Origin of the sequence: Novosphingobium sp. (assembly GCF_036803765.1) — a bacterium.
Lineage (GTDB): Bacteria > Pseudomonadota > Alphaproteobacteria > Sphingomonadales > Sphingomonadaceae > Novosphingobium.
Genome location: NZ_DAIRTS010000002.1, coordinates 186607 through 206449 on the forward strand (window position 1 = coordinate 186607; position 19843 = coordinate 206449).

The window sequence follows — 19843 nt, forward strand, 5'->3', positions numbered from 1 at the left end:
AACGGCGGTCAAATCCAATTGCCCAAAGCCTGATAGATAAAACCTATCAAATCCCGTCCATGCTCCGCGCCACGCGCAGCGCCGCCAGCGCCAGCGGGCTGAGCGGCTGGCGATCGAGCACGACCAGCCCCAGCCGACGCCCCTGCTCTGGCCCCGCCATGGGGCGAAACATGGCCCACTCCAGCCCGCGCATCAGGCTGGCATAGCCATCGGGAATGATCGTGGCGAACCGGCCCGAGCGGACCAGCGAGAGCAGGGCGACATGGCTGTCCGCCACCGCCCGCGGCTGGCACGACAAACCCCGCGCCACGAACTGCGCATCCAGAATCCGGCGATACTGCATCCCCTCGTGCAGCAGGCACAGGGGCATCGCCGCCGCCTCGGACCAGTCCATCGGACTTTCCGCATCCTCTGCCGAATTCCGACAAGAGACAAAGAGATAGCGCTCCTCCGCCAAGGGCACGGAGACCACATGCGCCGGCGGCTCGTGGTCGAGGTACGTCAGCCCTGCATCGCACGACAGCGCGGCCAGGTCCTGCTCGATCGCGCGGCTGGTGGCCTGCGTCACGGCCAGGGACAGGCCGGGATGCGCGCGCAGCAGCGCATCGCCAAACCGCCCGATCAGCGGCAGCGCGGCGGGGATCGAGGCCAGCCGGAACGCTCCTGCCAGCGGGGCATCGGTCGCCCCCACGGCCGACACCATGCTGCCCATCGCCCCCAGAACCTGCTCGGCCCACGGCAACATCGCCTCGCCCTGCGGCGTCAGGCCGATGAAGCGTCGGTCCCGCTCGACCAGCCGCTTGCCCAATTCCAGCTCCAGCGCCGCAAGCCCGGCCGACAGCGTGGGCTGCGACACCCCACATTCGCTGGCGGCGCGGGCAAAATGGCGCTGCCGGGCCAGCGTGACGAAGTACCGCAGGTGACGCAGCTGCATGGCCGGCGTAAAACTCCCTCCAAAACTGAGAGGGCATTCCTATCACGAATCTGGCCGTGCACCATGCCCGGGTGCCGCGTCCTGGCCTGATGCAGCAACCCTATCACTTCATTCCTGCGGCATCGCGGCGCGCAAGGACAGACGCGCCGCGATACTTACGTGGTCGCCCGCAGGGATTATCGCCCGTGTGGCATTCAGCGTCGCATTCGTGGGAGAGCCTGGACCATGGCCGACAACGGCTTGCTGGCAAGTCATCGCGCCCCGCGCGGCAGCGTCGCGGTCACGCTCTCGGTATGGCGCGCGCTCATGCTGCGCGAGGCACTGTCCCGCCTCTTCGCGACGCGCATCTCCTGGGCATGGCTGCTGTTCGAACCCGTGTTCCATGTCGCCTACCTGCTGCTGCTCTATGGCGCGGCACACGTCCACAGCATCGGCAACCTCGACACACCGATATGGATCATGGTGGGCATCCAGGCCTATTTCCTGTTCCGCAAGACCGCCGACCAGGTGGCCGGCGCTGCCGCAGACAACGGCGCGCTGTTCGCTTATCGCCAAGTCCGCCCGATCGACACGCTGATCGCGCGCGCCCTGCTCGAAGGGGCCACCTGGGCGGTGGTGACGCTCCTGCTGGTCCTCGTGCTCGCCTTGACCGGCCATGCGTTCCAACCCGATTTCCCGCTGACGATGATCGCCGCAGCCCTCGCGATGTGGCTGCTCGGCCTCGGCTTCGGCATGGTCGTCTCGGCCGCCACCGCCCTGATGCGCGAGACGCGGCAGGTGCTGCATATCGTCCTGCGCCCGCTTTACCTGCTCTCGGGTGTGATGTTCCCGCTCGACACGCTCTCCCCCGAATGGCGCCGCCTGCTGATGCTCAACCCGGTGGCCAACGGTGTCGACCTGATGCGCGCCGGCCTGTCGCGCAACTATGCCGGCCTTGCCGAAGCAAGCGGCCCGTACCTCTGGGCTTGGGTGCTCGGTCTGCTGGCACTTGCCATCGCGCTGCAACTGCGCGTGGCCGACAAGATCGCCGCCCGATGATCGTGGCGCGAAACCTCGCAAAGCGGTACATGACCGGGCACGGCGCCGGGCCATGGGTGCTGGACGATGTCAGCTTCGTTATCCCGCCCCGGACCAGCGTCGGCATTCTCGGCGCCAATGGCGCGGGCAAATCTACTTTGCTGCGCATCCTCGCAGGCGTGGACAAGCCGACACGCGGCACGGTGGAGCGTCATTGCCGCGTATCGTGGCCACTCGGCTTCGGCGGAGGGCTGCAGGGGACTCTGACCGGTCGACAGAATGCCCGCTTCGTCTGCCGCATCCACGGGCACGAAGACGACATTCCCGAGCGTCTCGCCCGCATCGCCGATTTCGCCGCACTGGGAGACAAGTTCGACCAGCCGATCCGCACGTATTCCACCGGCATGGCCGCGCGGCTGCGCTTCGCCATCTCGCTCGCGTTCGACTTCGACGTCTACATCTCGGACGAGGCGACTGCGGCCGGCGATGCCACATTCCGCCGCCGCGCCGCCGAGGAATTCCAGCGCCGCGCCGCCGAGGCCAGCGTCATCATGGTCAGCCACGACCCCGGCACGCTGCGGCGCTTCTGCACGGCGGGCATGCTCCTTCACCAAGGGCGCCTGCACTGGTTCGATCGCTTGGGTGATGCGATTGCCGCCTACAAGGACACCCTCCCTGCATGACTGGCCTGCTGTCCCGCACCCCGGATGTCGTACCGCTCGCGCCCACAGCCCGCGCAGCGCAAGACACCGCAGCTTCGCCTGCCCCACCGCCACTGCTTGCGCCGCGGGCGCGCCCCCGCTGGCCGGCGCGCCGCATCCGCAACGCGGTGCTGGGCCTCGCCGCCGGTCTGAGCCTCGCGGCTGCCGGATACTGGTGCCTCTGGGCCTCGGACCTCTATGTCTCGCAGGCCGACGTCATCGTCGTGCGCGCGGACATGGGTGCGATCGAGCCCGGCGGACTGGGCGGTCTTCTTGGTGGGCTGTCCGGCTCGGGCAATCGCGCCGACCAGATGCTGCTGCGCAACCACCTGCTCTCGCTCGACATGCTGGCCCGCCTTGATCGCCGGCTCGGCCTGCGCCGCCGCTATGCGGATCATCATCACGACGCGATCGCGCGCTTTGCCGCCGCCGATGCCCCACTCGCCCGCTTCGCAGACTACATGCGCAGCCGCATCCGCGTGGACTACGACGACAATGGCGGCGTCCTCCATGTCGAGGCAAGCGCGTTCGATCCCGCGACGGCGCAGGCGATCGTGGCGGCGATGCTTGACGAAGGCGCTGCCTTCATGAATGCCAACGATCATCGGCTGGCCCAGGCGCAGGTCGCCTTCCTGTCAGGCGAAGCGGGGCGCATGGGCCAGCGCAGCGAGGCTGAACGCAAAGCCCTCATCCAATTTCAGAACGCCTCCGGCATGGTCGCGCCCGACGCCACCTTGCAGAACGTCGCCGGCACGATCGCTCAGCTCGAGGCGCGACGCTCGTCACTGCAAACGCAGCTCGATACGCTGGGCGCCTATCTGGTGCCGGCGCATCCCGATATCGTGGCCGTGCGCCAGCAACTCGCCGCGGTCGAGGCCGAACTGGCGCGCGAACGCGCCCGCGCCACCTCCCCTGCACCCGACGCGCTCAACCGCAGCGCCGACCGCTTCCGCCAGCTCCAGCAGGAAGCGCAGTTTACCCAGACGCTGTACCAGACCACGCTGGCCGCGCTGGAAAAGGGCCGCATCACCGCAATGCAGGCCATGAAGCAGGTCTCGGTGATCCAGTCGCCGACACGGCCGGAATACCCCGCGCGGCCGCGCCGCCTCGTCAATTCGCTCGTCTTCGCGATCGTCGCCTTCTTCTCGGCCGCCATCGTGCTGCTGATGATCGCGGTGGTGCGCGACCATATCGATTGAAAGGCGCCCTTCCATGCGAAAGACACCGCTGGCACGTCCGCGTCCCGCTCGCTCGGCTCTCGCCACCACGCGGCTGGTTGCCGCTTGCATGATCGCGCTGATCCCCGCCCCCGTCCACGCGCAGCAGCTATCACCCGCACTGCTCGGCCAACTGGCGCAACAGGTCGATCCCGCCGTGCTCGCGGGCATGGCCTCGTCCGTGCAGCAGGGATCCGCCGGCACGGCACCGATACCGCTTGCCATGCTTTCCACATCCCCGGCCATCGGCCAAGCCGGCACGCCCCAGGTCGATCCTGCGATCCCGGCCATGGCCGCGCCTGCGCAAGCACTTCCCAGTGCAGAAGCCGCTGCCAACCTGACGACGCCGGTGTTCGGCGCACGCCTGTTCGGCGGCAACTTCGCGCGCGGGGGGACGGCCCGGTTCAACCCCGATTACGTGATCGGCGCCGGAGACAGGGTGGTGCTCCGCCTGTGGGGCGCCTTCCAGTTCGCGCAAGTGCAGGCGGTGGACCCGCAGGGCAACGTCTTCGTCCCCAACATCGGCCCGATCCATCTGGCCGGCACGCGCAATGGCGATCTCCAGCGCGTCGTGACCGGGGCCGTCGGCGGCACGTTCCGGAGCAACGTCTATGCCTATACCTCTCTGGCCGAAGCCCAGCCGGTGCGGGTCTTCGTCGGCGGGTTCGTGCGTCGGCCCGGCCTTTACGACGGCACCAGCATGGACAGCCTGCTCCACTATCTCGACGCGGCCGGCGGCATCGACCCCGATCGCGGCACTTTCATCGATGTGGAGGTCAAGCGGGGCGAGGCCGTGCGCGCCCACGTCAATCTCTACCAGTTCCTGTTCCGCGGGGTCATGCCGCCCGTCCCACTTGCAGACGGCGACGTGATCTTCGTCGGCCCGCGCCAGCAGACCGTCACCGTGCTCGGCCTCGCCAGCAACGCCAACGTCTTCGAATTCCCACGTAGCGCCCATCCGACCACGGCCGACGTCATGCTGCTGGCCGCACCGCTCCCCGCCGCAACGCATGTCCGCCTCACCCGCATGACCGGCCCGATCCGCAACGTCGACTACCGCCCCTTGAGCGAGGCCGGCGCACTCCCGGTGCAGAACGGCGACAGCCTCGAATTCACGGCCGACAAGAAGGCCGGCACGATCACCGTGCGGATCGAGGGCGAGCACGAAAGCGCGCAGGAATACGTCCTGCCCTACGGCGCCCGGCTCGGTGACCTCTTGCGCCAGGTGCGCTTTTCCGAACGCTCGGATGCCGACAGTATCCAGCTGTTCCGCCAGTCGGTGCGTGATCGCCAGAAAGCCATGCTACAGGCCAGCCTGCACAGCCTCGAACAGGCAGCGCTGACCGCGCGGTCGGGCACCAACGAAGAAAGCCAGCTGCGCCGTAACGAGGCCGACCTGATCCTGCAATGGATCGATCGCGCGCGAAAGGTCGATCCGATCGGGCAGGTCGTACTGGGCGAAGGCGATGCGCGCGCCGGCCTGCTTCTCGAAAACGGCGACGTGCTGCGCGTGCCGACCCGCGACGGGCTCGTGCTCGTCAGCGGCGAGGTGCTGTTCCCCAATGCCGTCGCCTGGCAGGCCGGGCTCAGCGCCAGCGGCTACGTCGACAGTGCCGGCGGGTTCACGCAACGCAGCGCCGCGCGGCGCATCGTCATCGCCCATGCCAACGGCCGCTTCGAGGACGTGCCGGCCACCAGCCATGCCGTGCGCAGCGGCGACGAACTTCTCGTTCTGCCACGCATCGACACCAAGTCCCGGCAAATCTGGAAGGACATGACGCAGATCCTCTACCAGATCGCGGTCAGCGCCCGGGTCGTCCTGGGGCTGTGATGTCAATTGCTGGCCAGCCACGCTCGTCCGGTCAGCACCCGGACCACGATCACCAGATGGATGCCGAGTGAAACGGCAAGTGCGATGGCGTGGTGCATCGGCGTGGCCTCATGGTCGTGCGCAAAGACGACCAGCGTGACTATGCCCAGCGGGATGAACAGCACGATGGAGGTCAGCAGCCCGGGATTGCAGCGGCGCATCGCGGCCGCCTGCAGGCCATGGCCCACGCCATTCACCAGGCTCAGATAGACCGCCACCAACCCCCAGGCGGGGTGGACAAGCGCCGCCAGGCTGAAAGCGCCCGCAATAAAGCCCCAGACCCCGACGATATTAATGACGAACACGTCGCTGCGCGTGAGCACGTCCATGCCCTGGCCGATCATGGCATTGACGAAGCGGCGAAAACGATCGTCATCGTGCTCTTCATATTGGTGCAGCATGTAGACCGGCAGTTGCAACCATACGAGCAGCAACACCATCGGCCAATCCCGCGCCAGCACCGGGCTCAGTCCCAGCATCAACCACGCGGCCAGACAACCGCCGTAGACCCAGTTGTCGCGAAGTCGCGCACCCATATTGCCTGCCGTCCCCCCTGCCCTCGCCTGATATACATCAGCTCGGCGGCATAAGGTATCCCGCCCGAGCGGGCACGACGATCACGCCGCCGGATCAGGCCACGCGAGCAACTGCTCCGTTTCGAAGGTAATACCTCAGTATTTATGCGGATCAGGTTGCGGCGGGTGCATGAAACGATTGCTTACGGAGGTTTCGTTGCTGGTCGAATTCGGGAAACTCGGCAAGGATCACTTCGTCGGCAGCAACGCCGGCGCGCCAAGGCGAGCATCACCAGCGCGGCGGTGGCTCCGGTCTTTCATCCACTGACCGAACCACCGCCCGCAAAAGGTGCAGTCATCGGCAAAGGCTGACTGATTTTAAGTCTTTCGCCACGCGGTATCACGTAAGCAAAGGGGGTTAGCGCCATGGCCACTGCGGCGCCTTTGAAGGATGAGACCGACGAGATGATGACCCCAGCTCACCGCTTCAAGCGCGTGTCCGTGATCGGCCTCGGCTATATCGGCCTGCCCACTGCCGCCGTCTTCGCCTCGCGCGGGATCGACGTGATCGGCGTCGACGTCAACGAGATCGCGGTCCAGACCATCAACAAGGGCCGCATCCATATCGTCGAGCCGGACCTCGACATGGTCGTCCATGCCGCTGCGCGTGAGGGCCGCCTGCGCGCCACACTCAAGCCGGAGCCGGCTGACGCGTTCCTGATCGCAGTGCCGACGCCTTTCCGCGAAGGCCACGAGCCCGATCTCTCGTACATCGAGGCGGCCGCCCGCGCGATCGCACCGGTCCTGGCCAAGGGCAACCTGGTGGTGCTCGAATCGACGTCGCCCGTCGGCACGACCGAACAGATCGCCGGCTGGCTCGCTGCCGAGCGCCCCGACCTCACCTTCCCGCAGGATGCCGGAGAGGCTGCGGACATCAAGGTCGCCTACTGCCCCGAACGCGTGCTGCCGGGCCATGTCCTGCGCGAACTGGTGGAAAACGACCGCGTGATCGGCGGGCTGACCCCGCGCTGCTCGGCAGAGGCCGTCGCGCTCTACAGCACCTTCGTCAAAGGCGAATGCGTCGTCACCACGGCCCGCACGGCCGAGATGTGCAAGCTGACCGAAAACGCCTTCCGCGACGTCAACATCGCCTTCGCCAACGAACTTTCGATCCTGTCGGACAAGCTGGGCATCAGCGTGTGGGAACTGATCCGGCTCGCCAACCGCCACCCGCGCGTCAACATCCTGCAGCCCGGCCCCGGCGTCGGCGGCCACTGCATCGCGGTCGACCCCTGGTTCATCGTCAACCGCAATCCCGAAGAGGCGCGGCTGATCCACACCGCGCGCCAGGTCAACGACAGCAAGCCGCACTGGGTGGTGGACAAGGTGCTCGAGGCCGCGCGCGCCGTCGCCGCGCGCAAGGGCTGCGCGCCCGAGGACGTGCGCGTCGCGACCTTTGGCCTCGCATTCAAGCCGGACATCGACGACCTGCGTGAAAGCCCGGCCGTGGAGATCGTCCGCGATCTGTCGAAGCATTTCCGTCGGCCCTTGCTGGCCGTCGAACCCAACATCGTCGCCCTTCCGCCTGCCCTGGCGGACTGCGGCGTCGAACTGATCGATGGCTTTGCCGCCCTCGACCAAGCCGATGTCTGGACCCTCCTGGTCGACCATCGCCCCTTCAAAACCGTCTCGCCCAAGCGGCGCGATGGAGTGGAGATCGTCGACGCGCGCGGGATCTGGACGGACTGACCACACCTGAACCGCCGCTGTGGCCACCTCGCTTGTTGCGACGTGTCGGCCACAGGGGCGCCGTGGGGAGCCGATGCGCGATACGCAAACTCATGACTCTTGCCTGTTGCTCCCCCCGCCCGAAAGCCCCGCCGCCGATGCCATCGGCGTAGGGCAAACCTGCGCGGTCGCAACGCCAACGCCGGCCGAGCCGGATATCACGACCCTCGAAGCCGAACTGGTCGCGACCCGTGCCGAACTGGCAGCATGGCAGGCCCACGCCGAGCACGCCCGGCTGCAGGCGGCACGGCAGGAGCGACAGCACGAGCGGATCGTAACCGCCTACGAGCAGCATGCCGGGCAGCTGCGCCAGACCCTGCCCTACCGCCTCGGGGAAACGCTCGTCTCGGCCTTCCGCTCGCCCCGCCGATTGACAGGCCTGCCGACCGCTCTGCTCGCGCTGCGGCGCAGCCCTGGTCTGATCGTGGATGCACTGCCGGAACCATGGGTCGGGCTCGAACCGGACGCCTCGCTCCGTTCCGTCGAGGCGCCGGGCGAGACGTCGGAACCGCGCCCGCCGAGCCCTCTGCCCGATCTTCCTCCTCAATTGCTGCATTCTCCTGTCGCCCTCGCGCGAGCAGAGCGGCAGGCCGCCCGTGCCGCTGCGGCACGCGAACGCAAGGCCCGTGTCACGCGCGCCGAAGCCCACGCGCACCGCGCCCGTGCCCTGCAGGCCAGCGATCCCGTTGCGGCAGCAGCTGCCGCCGAACAGGCATACGTTACTGATCCGCAGCCCTGGCGCGCGAAGTGGCTGGCGTTCCGGCAATACGACGCAGGCATGCTCGAAAGCCCCGCGCGGCTGCTGCGAGGATTGCCGCCAACCGTTTCCATGAACGGCTCCGAACAAACCCGGGCGCTGCAGATCCTCGCCCAGGTGGACTGGGCCACGACGCTTCCCGAGGTGCCGCCACGCGCATCACCGGCCTATGACCCGATGCCGCGCAGCCTGCTCTATTGTGCAGCCAGCGCACTCCCCTGGCATACCAGCGGATATACCACCCGCAGCCATGCGCTGATGCAGGCACTCCTGTCCGAAGGCGTGGCGCTGACCGCGATGACGCGGGCGGGCTATCCCTGGGACCGTGCAGACAGCAGCGGGACGCCCGAGGGCCTGATGACGCACCACGAGGGCGTCGACTGGCACCATCTGCGGCAACCCGGCCAGTCGCTGCCGATCGACGTCTACGTCGACCGCGCCTGCACCGCGATCATGCGGCGGGCCCGCGAAGCCCGCGTGGCTGCAATCCACGCCGCGTCCAACCACCTCAACGCCCTGCCCGCGCTCATCGCCGCAAGACGGCTCGGCGTGCCGTTCCACTACGAGCTACGCGGCTTGTGGGAATTGAGCCGCGCGGCGGCCGTCCCCGGCTTCGACACCAGCGAGCGCGGCCAACTCGGGCTCGAACTCGAGGCATTGGTCGCCCGCGCCGCCGATCAGGTCTTCGTCATCTCGCAAACGCTGGCCGACCACGTGATGCCAGCCTGGGAGCTCAATCCGCAACGCGTGGCGCTGCTCCCCAACGGCGTCGACGTCGATCGTTTCGCCGGGATTAACGCGCCCAAATTGCCCCGCTTCACCATCGGTTATGCCGGTGCATTGGTCGCCTACGAAGGCCTGGACCTGCTCCTTGTCGCCATCGCCCGGCTGCACGACCGTGGCATCCCGATGGACCTGCTCGTCATGGGTGACGGCCCGTTGCGCGAAATGCTCGAGCGGCAGGCGATGGCCGCAGGCATTGCCGCCACGTTCACCGGCCGGCTCGATCCGGATTCCGCACGCGCGCGCCTTGCCGGGTGCCATGCGGTTTGCCTGCCACGCCGGCAGAGCGCGGTGACCGAACTCGTGCCGCCAATCAAGCTGGTCGAAGCCATGGCGCTGGGCCTGCCCGTCATCGTACCCGACCTGCCGATTTTCCGCGAAGAAGCATCAGAAGATGAAATGGCCACGTTCTTTGCGCCGGACGACGCGGCCGATCTCGCCCGGGCCTTGGCCGACCTGGCCTGCGACCCGGCCCGTGCCCGCCGCCTGGGTGAGGCGGCACGGACAAAGGTGCTAACAACGCGCGGCTGGCACAGCCATGCTCGCGCCATCAGCAAACTGCTGCTCGCGCCATCAGCAAACTGCTGCCCCCGCCAGACCCCGGCAATTCATCGGGCGCCGAACTCGACGATGCCGACATCGTGGAGGAGGCGAGCGAACCGCCCCCGCCCGAGGAACCTGCATGGCATCTGCCCGATCCCGAAGCGGCCGCGACCGCCCTGGTGCAGGGCGACTTGCCTACAGTGAGATCCATGATGGCGGCAGCCGCCATAACGCCCCCTGCCGATGGTGCGCGCGAGTGGCTGCGTCTGGGCCGGGTCGCCGCCGCGCACCAGCGCAAGGCCGAAGCCCTCGCTGCCGAAGAAGCCTTGGCCCACGATCGCAGCCTGCCGATCCTGCTCGGCGCCTACGCAGCGCTCCAGCGCGCCGGGGCCTTCGACCGCTGCCTCGGCTTGATGCCCGAGATCACGCATCACCCGGCCGCGCAGGGCCAGTCGGCACGGGAACGGATCCAGCGCCTCCGCCTGGGCCTGGCCGGCCAGCTCGCGATGTTCGATCTCATCCCTCAGCGCCGGGCATGCGTGCTGAATACTGTCCCCGATCGGCTGTGCTACGTCCTGCACAACAGCCTGCCCTTTGCCTCGGGCGGGTACGGCACCCGCGCCCATGGTCTCTCGCAGGGACTTGCCGAAGCCGGGCTCGACGTCATCGTGACCACGCGCCCCGGATTTCCGGGCGACGTCGCCGCGCATCGCACGACGCCTGAACCGGAAAAAAAAGACGGCACCGCTCCGCGGCCGGCCGGGAGCGATACGCCAGACGAGCCAGAGATCATCGACGGGATCACATATACCCGGATCGTGCGCCCCAGCCGCAAGGGCTTGCGCTACGTCCAATACGTCCCCGCTGCGGCACAGGCGCTGGAGGCGCATTTTCGCACCCATCGTCCAGCGCTGGTGATGGCGGCGTCGAACCACCTGGTGGCCCTGCCCGCGCTGATCGCCGCGCGGCGGCTGGGACTGCCGTTCGTCTACGAGGTGCGCGGCTTCTGGGAAGTTACCCGCCTGTCCCGCGATGCCGGCTATCGCGATACGGCAACCTATGAAATGCAGGAGCGGCTCGAGACCGAGGTCTGCCTGGCGGCCGACCGGGTGCTGACGCTGACCGAACCCATGCGCGACGAGCTCGTTCGCCGCGGCGTGCCTGCAGACCGCATCGCGCTGGCGCCCAACGCCTGCGATCCGCGACGCTTCACCCCCGCCCCGCGCGACGCGGCGTTGGCGGCGGAACTCGGCATTCCCGAAAGGGTGCCCGTCATAGGCTATGTGGGCACCTTCGTGGATTACGAGGGGCTGGACGATCTGGCACGGGCCTGCGCCACGCTCAAGGCACGCGGGCGGGCCTTCAGGCTTCTCCTCGTGGGGAACGAGACCACCAGCGCCGACGGCCATGGCCCCATCGCCGAGGCCATTCGGGCCATCGCGACATCGGGCGACTTTGCGGATTGGCTCATCATGCCCGGCCGCGTTCCGCACGAGGATGTCGCCCGCTGGTATTCGCTGATCGACATCTGCCCCTTCCCGCGCAAGCCCTGGCCGGTGTGCGAGATGGTCTCCCCGATGAAACCGCTCGAGGCGCTGGCGATGGAGAAAGCCGTCCTGGTCCCGAACCTCCGCGCGCTCAGCGCCATGATCGCCCCGGACCGGACCGGGCTCGTCCATGCCCCCGGCGATCCGCTCGCTCTCGCCGATGCCCTCGACCGGCTGCTCGACGATCCTGCCCTGCGACAGCGGCTGGGCCGCGCCGGTCGGGCCTGGGTCGAGGCGGAACGAACCTGGTCGCGCGTCGCGCAAGGCGTGGCGGACATCCTGCGCGCGATCATGACCGACGATGCCTTTCCAGGAGGCGCCCGAGCATGAACGGTATCACAAGCATCCTGCCGTCCGACACCGTGGCTCAGGCCATGGCCGCCCAGATGAAACGCAAGGTGGCTACGCCCAGGCGTGGGGCACGGACCATCACGCTGAGCGCCGGTGGCGTCGACCTGCATGTGCGGCTGCGCGTGGCGCCGGGCGCGGATCGCCTGCTGGTGACGTTCCATGGCGGCGTGGATCGGGCGCGCGCCACGCTGCCGGTGTTCAACGGCTTCATCGACGACTTGCCCGGTACCCATCAGCTGTCTGTCAGCGATCCTTCGCTGGGCTGCGACAGCGCCTTGCGCCTGGCCTGGCATGCGGGCCACGAAGGGTTCGACACGCCCGCCGTGTTGCGAGCGGTGATCGCGGCCACGATCCAGCAGCTCAAGGTCGTGCGCACGGCCTTCTTCGGCACCTCGGGCGGCGGCTTTGCCGCGCTCGTCCAGTCCCACGCCGTGCCCGGCAGCATTGTGGTGGTCGCCAATCCGCAGACCGCGATCGAGCGTTACCATCCGCGCCAGGTCGCCAGCTACCGCGCCGCCTGTTGGCCTGAGCTTCCGCCGGAGGTGCCGCTCGACAGCGTCACCGTGGCCGATTGCGCCCGCCTCTACGCCGGTGGGTTCGACAACACCGTGATCTATGCGCTGTCGCTGGGTGACGGTCATCACATGCGCCATCACATGCTGCCGTTCGTCGCCGCAATCGCGCATCTGCCCGCCGCGCAACGCCTACTCCTGCACACCGATTACGACGGCAACGCCGGACATCACATGGCACGAAGCCACTATCTGCCGTGGTTGCGCGCGGCCCTGACCGCCACCGATACCGCGCCGGCCAGCCTGCTGACGATGTGGCATTCGCTGCGCGATGCGCCGCTTCGTCCCCTCCGCCCCGGGCGTCGCCGGCCCGCGCCGGTATCGCCCCCCTTTGCGCCGAGCGATCTCGCCGCAGGCGAACGCGTCGCAGCCTGGCTCGCGGGAACCGCCCGAGAATCTTCTGTCCCAAACCACAACCCGATCCCCTCGGCCCCAACCCTCCCCGTCCTGCGCAAGGAGCACGCCTGATGGTCAATCCCTATCGCGGTCGCGAGGCCCGCGCCTTCTGGTCCGGCGCGGTGGCCGACCGCCACTGCACGGCCATGACCGACCTGTGGGACCCGATCGCGCTGTCGCGCCACGATCGCATCGCCACGGCCGGCAGCTGCTTTGCCCAGCACATCGGCAACGCCCTCGCCCGGCGGGGCGCGGACTTCCTCGATTGCGAACCCGCGCCGCCGGTCTTCGCTAGCAGCGACGAAGCCCGGCGCTTTGGCTACGGGCTGTTTTCCTGCCGCTATGGCAACATCTACACCGCGCGCCAGATGCGCCAGCTGGTGGAGGAAGCATACGGGCATCGCCGTCCGAACGAGGCGATCTGGACCCGCGACGGGCGCTTTTTCGATGCACTGCGGCCTGCCGTCGATCCCGCCGGCCATGCCAGCGCCGATACGGTGGTCAGGGCGCGGCAGCTGCACCTCGCGGCCGTGCGCACCATGCTGGAGACGATGGACCTGCTGGTGTTCACGCTGGGCCTGACCGAATGCTGGCAAAGCCTGATCGACGGCACCGTCTACCCGACCGCGCCGGGCACGCTGGCAGGGGCCTTCGATCCAGCGCTGCATGCCTTCCGAAACCTGCGCCATGCCGACGTGCTCGAGGATATGGAGGCGCTGATCGCCCTCATTCGGGCGGTCAATCCGAGGGCCCGGATCCTGCTGACGGTATCACCGGTTCCGCTCGTAGCGACGGCCAGTGGCGGGCATGTGCTGCCGGCAACGGTGCGATCCAAGTCCGTCCTGCGCGCCGTTGCCGGCGAATTGGCCGACGGCCACGATCACGTCGCCTACTTTCCCAGTTACGAGATCATCACGGCGCACCCGGCCCGCGGCATGTTCTTCGACCCCGACTTGCGCACCGTCAACGCGCTGGGGGTGGAGCAGGTCATGGCACAGTTCTTTTCCGGCTCCCTCGCGCAGGCGTTCGCCCCGGCCGACGCTCAGGCCCCCATGCCCGAGGCGATCTGCGATGAAGACCGCGTGGCGGAAACGCTGTGACCGATGCGGCCCGCCCCCCGCTCGAAACGTTCGTCGCGCTTTGCGGCATGCCGCGCTGCGGTACGCGCCAGTTTGCCGACTACCTGAACCGGCATCCCCGCCTGTGCATCCAGGGCGAGATCCGCAGCGGCCTGGTCAACACCATCCGCGCCACGCTCGATGCTGCCGAACGCGCCTATCCAGAGGGGTATGCCGCCAATTACGCACGCGGCAAACGTGCGCAGGCGGTGGCCGACCTGTTCGGCATCTTGTCCAAAGATCGCCGCCTCTTTCGGCCGGAGGCGGACATTCACGGCTGCAAGAGCCCGCAGCTGGAGCGTCAACACGGGACGCTCGGCGCGATCGTCGCACCGGCGTTCGAGCGGCTGGTCTGGCTGCACTGCATCCGCAACCCGGTCGATTGCTGGCTTTCGCTACAGGCCATGCCGTGGTTCCGCGACGATCTCGACACATTCGTGATGCGATACTGCACAAGTCTCAAGCGCGCCCGCGCCATCGCGGACGGGCCCGCACCGCCCGGCCTTGCCGTCACCATCCATCCGCTCGACCTTGATGCCTCCATCGCCGCGCCCGATCGGGCAGGCTGGCTGGCCGGGCACCTCTTTGCCCCGCTCGGCCTCTCACCATCCCGCCAAGAACTGGACGACATCGTCGCGACCACCGCCAATCGCAATGCGACGTCGAGCACCACCGGCCGCCCCCGGCCGACAACTTTGACCGCAACGGATCACGCCGGCTTCGCACGCCATGTGCCCCAGTTGCGACATGCCATCAGGGCCTACAACGCGCGCTTCGGTACGGCGCTGGGTTTGCAATTGCCTTTGGCACAGGCGGCGGCATGAACGACAGGCATCTGTCCAACCGCGCACGATGGCTCAAGGCATTGCCCACAGCCTTCTTTCTTGCGCTGCTGTGTCTGCTGGCCTTCCCAGCGAGGGCAGCAACGCTGTACCTGTCGCCGACCGGCAGCGACACCGCTGCCGGTACCTCCCCGGACCAGGCGCTCGCGACGCTGCCGGCCGCGTGGGACAAGGCCCGGGCCGTAACGCCCGGCGAGGCCGTCACGATCGTGGTGCTGCCCGGCACGTACCGCGCGCAGACCCTCATCATCGATGCGCGCGTGCAGCGCGGACCGATCGTGATCACCGGCGATCGAACCGCTGGTGAGCTTCCAGCCTTCGTCGGCGACGGCACGGGAACCTGGCTGCACTATCGCGGCACGCTGGGCCGTGACAGCGGACTGACCGTGCGCGCCTTCCGCATCGCGCACTACGCCACCGCCATAAGCCTCGATGGCAACCGAACAGACCCGGCCGCCTTCAATCGGGGCACGGTGCTGACCGATCTTGCGATCGAGGACATCGGCTCCGGCAGCGGCGGGGCTGGGAACGACAACGCGGCCCCGTCCACAGCCGCGATCCGCCTGGTCAATGCGCATGACACCACGATCCGCGCCATCGCGTTCCGCCGCATCCGCACGGCCGACCCAGCCCGATGCGCGGGCCTTCATGCCATCTATCTCGCCAGCCATGCGCGCGGAGCAATGATCACCGGAAACACCTTCACCGACTTCTGCGGCAGCGCAATCAAGCTGCGCGACGATTCGGGCGATGCCGTGATCGACGGCAGCCGCTTCGCGGCGGGCAGCGCGGCCCCCGCCATCGAGGAGTGGTTCTGCGACATGGCGCGCACCACGGCCTGCACCAAACCGCAGGGCGAGTGTCCGTCGACCGGCATCCGCATCGGCGCGAACGATTTCGGCGATATGCCGGTGCGCCGCCGCGTGATGGTTCGTGGCACGCGCCTCCAGCGTCCCTGGTGCCCGCCCGGCAGCGCTGCAGCGCCCCGCTTCGTGTTCGCCGACGGACACACGTTGCCGTGACGCTGTCCCCCGCCCCATTCGCCGCGCTCAAGGTCGCGCTTGTGGCAGACGAGCTGACTCATGCCTGCCTCACCCCCGAATGCCGCGTGATCGCGGTCCCGGCGCTGGCGACTTTGGGGGCCTTCCGCCGTCTCCTCGCCCAGACCCGACCCGACATGCTGCTGGTCGAAAGCGCCTGGCACGGACCGGCGCAGACCTGGCGCTATCGCGTCGCCGCCTATCCCCACTGGTGGCGCAGCAACCGCCGCTTGCGTCTGCTGGTGCACGCGGCGCGTGACCTCGGCATCCCGGCCGTCTTCTGGAACAAGGAGGACGGGGTCCACTTCGGTCGCTTCGTCGACAGCGCGCGCCTGTTCGACCATGTCTTCACCGTCGATGCCAACTGCCTCGACCGCTATCGCGCGGCGATCGGGACCCAGGCCTCGGTGCATGTCCTGCCGTTTCCGGTCCAGCCGGCCTATCACTCCTTCACGGGCTTCGCCTTCCGCCACGCCACGGCCAATTTCGTGGGCAGCTACAGCAAGCATATTCATCCCGCCCGGCGTGCGTGGCAGGACATGGCCTTTGCCGCGGCGCTCGACAGTGGCCTGGGGCTGACCGTCTACGACCGCAATTCGGCCCGCCCCTCCTCGATCTACCGCTATCCGGCAGACGGCGGCATCGACGTGCGCCCCGCGATCGCACATGCCCGGACCGCACACATCTACAAGGACAACCTCGTCTCGCTGAACGTCAACACCGTGACGGATTCGGCCACGATGTTCTCGCGCCGGCTGGTCGAGATCCTCGCTTGCGGCGGCATCGCGGTAACGTCTGCCGCACGATCGGTGGATGCGATGTTCGCCGATTTCTGTCACGTGGTGTGCGGGCCCGAGGAAGCGCGAGATCTTTTCGCCCGACTGCGCCATGGCCCTTGCCCCCAGGACCTCGAGCGTGCGCGCGCCGGCGCGGCTTTCGTCGCCGCACATCACACATGGGACCAGCGACTGGCGCACGTCGCAGCGGTCGCCGGGGTCTGAGACGGCGATCAGGCTGGCCGCGGGCGGGCCTGCTCGTCCTTCGACAGGCTCAGGACGAACGGAGCGAAAATGCGCAGGTGTCGACGATCGGGTTCGGCGGTCCAGCATCGCTCACCTCGTCCGCCGCCATTGCCCCGGTCTCGTGTCGCCGGGCCACCTCCGTTCGCCCTGAGCTTGTCGAAGGGCCAAGGGCCAGCAAGCTCCGCGCTTTCTCGTCCTTCGACAGGCTCAGGACGAACGGGACGGAAGGACAATCCGATCGTCAGTACCCCTGTGAAGTCCCAAGCCTCGCTCAGAGGCTCCAGTACTGCACCCCTTGCGGCAAGTCCTCGGTTCGCAGCGCGGACTTCACGTCCACCAGCACGCCACCCGGGCGCAACATGGCCGCAATCGCAGCGCCGCCCATAGCCGCGTAATCGCGATGCGACACCGCATAGATCACCGCGTCGAGATCCTGGAAGGCGTCCAGATCGCTCAGCTCCACGCCGAATTCGTGGCGCGCGGCGGCCGGGTCGGCCATGGGATCGTGAAGCAGGGGCTCGATCCCGAAATCCTGCAGTTCGCGCCAGATATCCTCGACCTTGGAATTGCGGATATCGGGCACGTTCTCCTTGAAGGTCAGCCCCAGGATGCCGACCCGCGCCTGCTTGAGCGCACAGCCCGCGCCCGCCAGCATCTTGACCGTGCGCTGGGCGATATAGGCGCCCATGCCGTCGTTGATGCGCCGACCGGCAAGGATCACTTGAGGGTGATAGCCCAGCTGCTCGGCCTTGGCGGTGAGGTAATAGGGATCCACGCCGATGCAGTGCCCGCCGACGAGGCCGGGATAGAAGCGCAGGAAGTTCCACTTGGTCCCCGCGGCGGCCAGCACTTCGCTGGTGCGGATGCCCACGAGGTCGCAGATCTTCGAAATCTCGTTCATCAATGCGATGTTGATGTCGCGCTGCGTGTTCTCGATCACCTTGGCGGCCTCGGCCACCTTGATCGAGCTTGCCCGGTGGATCCCGGCCTCGACCACCGCGCCATAAAGCCCGGCGAGCAGGTCGAGCGTCTCTGCGTCCTCGCCCGCCACGACCTTGACGATCTTCTCGAAGGGGTGGTCCTTGTCGCCGGGATTGATGCGCTCGGGGCTGTAGCCGAGCTTGAAATCGACCCCCGCCTTGAGGCCCGAGACCGCCTCGATCGCCGGGGCGCAGACTTCCTCGGTCGCGCCGGGATAGACGGTCGATTCGAACACGATCACCGTGCCCGGCGCGATCACCTTGCCCAGCGTCTCGCAGGCCATGCGCACCGGGGTGAAATCGGGCCGGCGGCTTTCGTCGACCGGGGTGGGCACGGTGACGATGATGACCGGGCAATCGCGCAGCGCCGCCGCGTCGTCGGTCACGACGAGGCTCGAGGCGGCAAGATCCTCGGGCGAGACTTCGCCGGTATAGTCGTGATGCGCGCGCAGCGTGGAAATGCGGTGCGCGCTGACATCGAAACCGACCACGTCGAACTTGCGCGCGAAGGCGATCGCCAGCGGCAGGCCGACATAGCCCAGCCCGACAACCCCGATCCTGCCCGAATATGCCTCTTTGCCCTGCACGCCTGATTTCCGATCCTGTGTCCCGGCGCCCGATGTCGCCCGCACCCGCCTAGCGCGCCGACGTTAACTATCGGCAAATGCCAGCATACCCGCCCCATTTCGCAGCGCGCAACCGCGGCCCTTTCCCTTGCCCGGCCCTTTGATTAAAGGCACGGCTAAATAGTGCCTTTGTCCTGTAACAGACCCGAACGGAGTCGCCCGATGTCCGACCTTGCCACGCTCGAAGCCCCTGCGGCCGCCCACCCGGCGACGCGCACCGACTGGAGCCGCGAGGAGATCGCCGCGCTGTTCGATCTGCCCTTTACCGAACTGGTCTTCCGCGCTGCCGAGGTCCACCGCGCACACCACCGCGCCGGCGAAGTGCAGCTGTGCACGCTGCTGTCGATCAAGACCGGGGGCTGCCCCGAGGACTGCGGCTATTGCTCGCAGTCGGTCAAGGCGGACAGCGGCGTCGCCGCAAGCAAGCTGATGGACGTGCAGGCCGTGCTCCAGTCCGCCGCACAGGCCCGCGACGCCGGTTCCAAGCGCTTCTGCATGGGCGCCGCCTGGCGCAACCCGAAGGACCGCGACATGGGCGCGATCGTCCAGATGGTGACGGGCGTGCGCGAGATGGGGCTCGAAACCTGCATGACGCTGGGCATGCTCAGCCCCGACCAGGCCGCGCAGCTCGCCGAGGCCGGGCTGGACTACTACAATCACAACATCGACACCTCGCCCGAACGCTACAACGAGGTCATCACCACCCGCACGTTCCAGGACCGGCTCGATACGCTGAGCGTGGTGCGCGAGGCGGGAATCAACGTCTGCTCGGGCGGCATCGTCGGCATGGGCGAGACGCGCAGCGACCGCGTCGGTTTCGTCCATGCGCTGGCGACGCTCGAACAGCACCCTGAAAGCGTGCCGGTCAACGCGCTGGTCCCGGTCAAGGGCACCGTTCTGGGCGACATGCTGGCCGATACCCCGCTTGCCAAGATCGACGACATCGAATTCGTGCGCACCGTGGCGGTCGCACGCATCACCATGCCGCTGTCGATGGTCCGCCTCTCGGCCGGACGCGAGAGCATGAGCGAGGCGACGCAGGCGCTGTGCTTCATGGCCGGTGCGAACTCGATCTTCACCGGCGACAAGCTGCTCACCGCCCCCAATGCCGGCGACGACAGCGACGCGGCGATGTTCGCCCGCCTCGGCCTCAAACCCATGGAAGGCGAGGAGCCGATGCGCGCAATGAAGGCTGTGGCGGATGCAGCGGAGGCTGCGCGGCCT

The 19843-nt window shown here is 67.9% G+C and carries 15 protein-coding genes and 1 pseudogene; 13 read left to right on the plus strand and 3 right to left on the minus strand.

What is annotated here, in order from left to right; translation table 11 throughout:
- Positions 1-46 precede the first annotated feature (46 nt).
- Complete coding sequence (locus tag V7Q48_RS01985; RefSeq protein ID WP_333835945.1) at positions 47-934, minus strand: LysR family transcriptional regulator; 888 nt, start codon at positions 932-934, stop codon at positions 47-49.
- A 225-nt stretch (positions 935-1159) separates the two neighbouring features.
- Here V7Q48_RS01985 and V7Q48_RS01990 point away from each other — a divergent pair, with 225 nt between their 5' ends.
- From V7Q48_RS01990 to V7Q48_RS02005, 4 genes are read left to right on the plus strand one after another with little or no spacing between them, the layout of a single operon-like run.
- Complete coding sequence (locus tag V7Q48_RS01990) at positions 1160-1972, plus strand: ABC transporter permease (protein ID WP_333835946.1); 813 nt, start codon at positions 1160-1162, stop codon at positions 1970-1972.
- Positions 1969-2634, plus strand: a complete 666-nt coding sequence (locus V7Q48_RS01995) for an ABC transporter ATP-binding protein (RefSeq protein WP_333835947.1) — start codon at positions 1969-1971, stop codon at positions 2632-2634. The genes V7Q48_RS01990 and V7Q48_RS01995 overlap by 4 nt, the downstream gene beginning before the upstream one ends.
- Positions 2631-3851 (plus strand): hypothetical protein, encoded by a 1221-nt coding sequence (locus tag V7Q48_RS02000; RefSeq protein WP_333835948.1) that lies wholly within the window; start codon positions 2631-2633, stop codon positions 3849-3851. Before V7Q48_RS01995 ends, V7Q48_RS02000 begins: the two co-directional genes overlap by 4 nt.
- Before the next feature lie 13 nt (positions 3852-3864).
- Positions 3865-5700 carry a polysaccharide biosynthesis/export family protein gene (locus V7Q48_RS02005; RefSeq protein ID WP_333835949.1) on the plus strand — a complete coding sequence of 612 codons (1836 nt, stop codon included), beginning with the start codon at positions 3865-3867 and terminating at the stop codon, positions 5698-5700.
- Positions 5701-5702: 2 nt separating this feature from the next.
- On the opposite strand, the gene V7Q48_RS02010 is transcribed toward V7Q48_RS02005, so the two are convergent.
- Positions 5703-6275 carry an HXXEE domain-containing protein gene (locus V7Q48_RS02010; RefSeq protein ID WP_333835950.1) on the minus strand — a complete coding sequence of 191 codons (573 nt, stop codon included), beginning with the start codon at positions 6273-6275 and terminating at the stop codon, positions 5703-5705.
- Between the two features lie 447 nt (positions 6276-6722).
- Here V7Q48_RS02010 and wecC point away from each other — a divergent pair, with 447 nt between their 5' ends.
- From wecC to V7Q48_RS02050, 8 genes are all read left to right on the plus strand, one after another.
- Positions 6723-8003 (plus strand): UDP-N-acetyl-D-mannosamine dehydrogenase, encoded by a 1281-nt coding sequence (gene wecC, locus V7Q48_RS02015; RefSeq protein WP_442947078.1) that lies wholly within the window; start codon positions 6723-6725, stop codon positions 8001-8003.
- Positions 8004-8109: 106 nt separating this feature from the next.
- Positions 8110-10329 carry a glycosyltransferase family 4 protein gene (locus tag V7Q48_RS02020; protein ID WP_333835953.1) on the plus strand — a complete coding sequence of 740 codons (2220 nt, stop codon included), beginning with the start codon at positions 8110-8112 and terminating at the stop codon, positions 10327-10329.
- A 5-nt stretch (positions 10330-10334) separates the two neighbouring features.
- On the plus strand, positions 10335-12002 hold the full coding sequence (locus tag V7Q48_RS02025; RefSeq protein ID WP_333835954.1) for a glycosyltransferase family 4 protein: 1668 nt from the start codon (positions 10335-10337) through the stop codon (positions 12000-12002).
- Complete coding sequence (locus V7Q48_RS02030) at positions 11999-13063, plus strand: hypothetical protein (RefSeq protein WP_333835955.1); 1065 nt, start codon at positions 11999-12001, stop codon at positions 13061-13063. The genes V7Q48_RS02025 and V7Q48_RS02030 overlap by 4 nt, the downstream gene beginning before the upstream one ends.
- Positions 13063-14091, plus strand: coding sequence for a GSCFA domain-containing protein (locus V7Q48_RS02035; protein ID WP_333835956.1), 1029 nt, complete (start codon positions 13063-13065; stop codon positions 14089-14091). The genes V7Q48_RS02030 and V7Q48_RS02035 overlap by 1 nt, the downstream gene beginning before the upstream one ends.
- Positions 14088-14933: a hypothetical protein gene (locus V7Q48_RS02040; RefSeq protein ID WP_333835957.1), complete on the plus strand. Its 846-nt coding sequence runs from the start codon at positions 14088-14090 to the stop codon at positions 14931-14933. Before V7Q48_RS02035 ends, V7Q48_RS02040 begins: the two co-directional genes overlap by 4 nt.
- Complete coding sequence (locus V7Q48_RS02045; protein WP_333835958.1) at positions 14930-15973, plus strand: hypothetical protein; 1044 nt, start codon at positions 14930-14932, stop codon at positions 15971-15973. The genes V7Q48_RS02040 and V7Q48_RS02045 overlap by 4 nt, the downstream gene beginning before the upstream one ends.
- Positions 15970-16992, plus strand: coding sequence for a CgeB family protein (locus tag V7Q48_RS02050; RefSeq protein WP_333835959.1), 1023 nt, complete (start codon positions 15970-15972; stop codon positions 16990-16992). The genes V7Q48_RS02045 and V7Q48_RS02050 overlap by 4 nt, the downstream gene beginning before the upstream one ends.
- Before the next feature lie 292 nt (positions 16993-17284).
- Here the strand turns inward: V7Q48_RS02050 and V7Q48_RS02055 are convergent, their stop codons facing one another.
- Positions 17285-18580: a nucleotide sugar dehydrogenase gene (locus tag V7Q48_RS02055; RefSeq protein WP_333835960.1), complete on the minus strand. Its 1296-nt coding sequence runs from the start codon at positions 18578-18580 to the stop codon at positions 17285-17287.
- Between the two features lie 201 nt (positions 18581-18781).
- Here V7Q48_RS02055 and bioB point away from each other — a divergent pair.
- A pseudogene (gene bioB, locus V7Q48_RS02060) lies at positions 18782-19819 on the plus strand (biotin synthase BioB); the annotation flags it as partial.
- Between the last annotated feature and the right edge of the window lie 24 nt (positions 19820-19843).

Excerpts from the sequence above, each read along its gene's own strand:
- V7Q48_RS01985 (WP_333835945.1), bottom strand. The coding sequence starts at position 934 with ATGCAGCTGCGTCACCTGCGGTACTTCGTCACGCTGGCCCGGCAGCGC.
- V7Q48_RS01990 (WP_333835946.1), top strand. The coding sequence starts at position 1,160 with ATGGCCGACAACGGCTTGCTGGCAAGTCATCGCGCCCCGCGCGGCAGC.
- V7Q48_RS01995 (WP_333835947.1), top strand. The coding sequence starts at position 1,969 with ATGATCGTGGCGCGAAACCTCGCAAAGCGGTACATGACCGGGCACGGC.
- V7Q48_RS02000 (WP_333835948.1), top strand. The coding sequence starts at position 2,631 with ATGACTGGCCTGCTGTCCCGCACCCCGGATGTCGTACCGCTCGCGCCC.
- V7Q48_RS02005 (WP_333835949.1), top strand. The coding sequence starts at position 3,865 with ATGCGAAAGACACCGCTGGCACGTCCGCGTCCCGCTCGCTCGGCTCTC.
- V7Q48_RS02010 (WP_333835950.1), bottom strand. The coding sequence starts at position 6,275 with ATGGGTGCGCGACTTCGCGACAACTGGGTCTACGGCGGTTGTCTGGCC.
- wecC (WP_442947078.1), top strand. The coding sequence starts at position 6,723 with ATGACCCCAGCTCACCGCTTCAAGCGCGTGTCCGTGATCGGCCTCGGC.
- V7Q48_RS02025 (WP_333835954.1), top strand. The coding sequence starts at position 10,335 with ATGATGGCGGCAGCCGCCATAACGCCCCCTGCCGATGGTGCGCGCGAG.
- V7Q48_RS02030 (WP_333835955.1), top strand. The coding sequence starts at position 11,999 with ATGAACGGTATCACAAGCATCCTGCCGTCCGACACCGTGGCTCAGGCC.
- V7Q48_RS02035 (WP_333835956.1), top strand. The coding sequence starts at position 13,063 with ATGGTCAATCCCTATCGCGGTCGCGAGGCCCGCGCCTTCTGGTCCGGC.
- V7Q48_RS02045 (WP_333835958.1), top strand. The coding sequence starts at position 14,930 with ATGAACGACAGGCATCTGTCCAACCGCGCACGATGGCTCAAGGCATTG.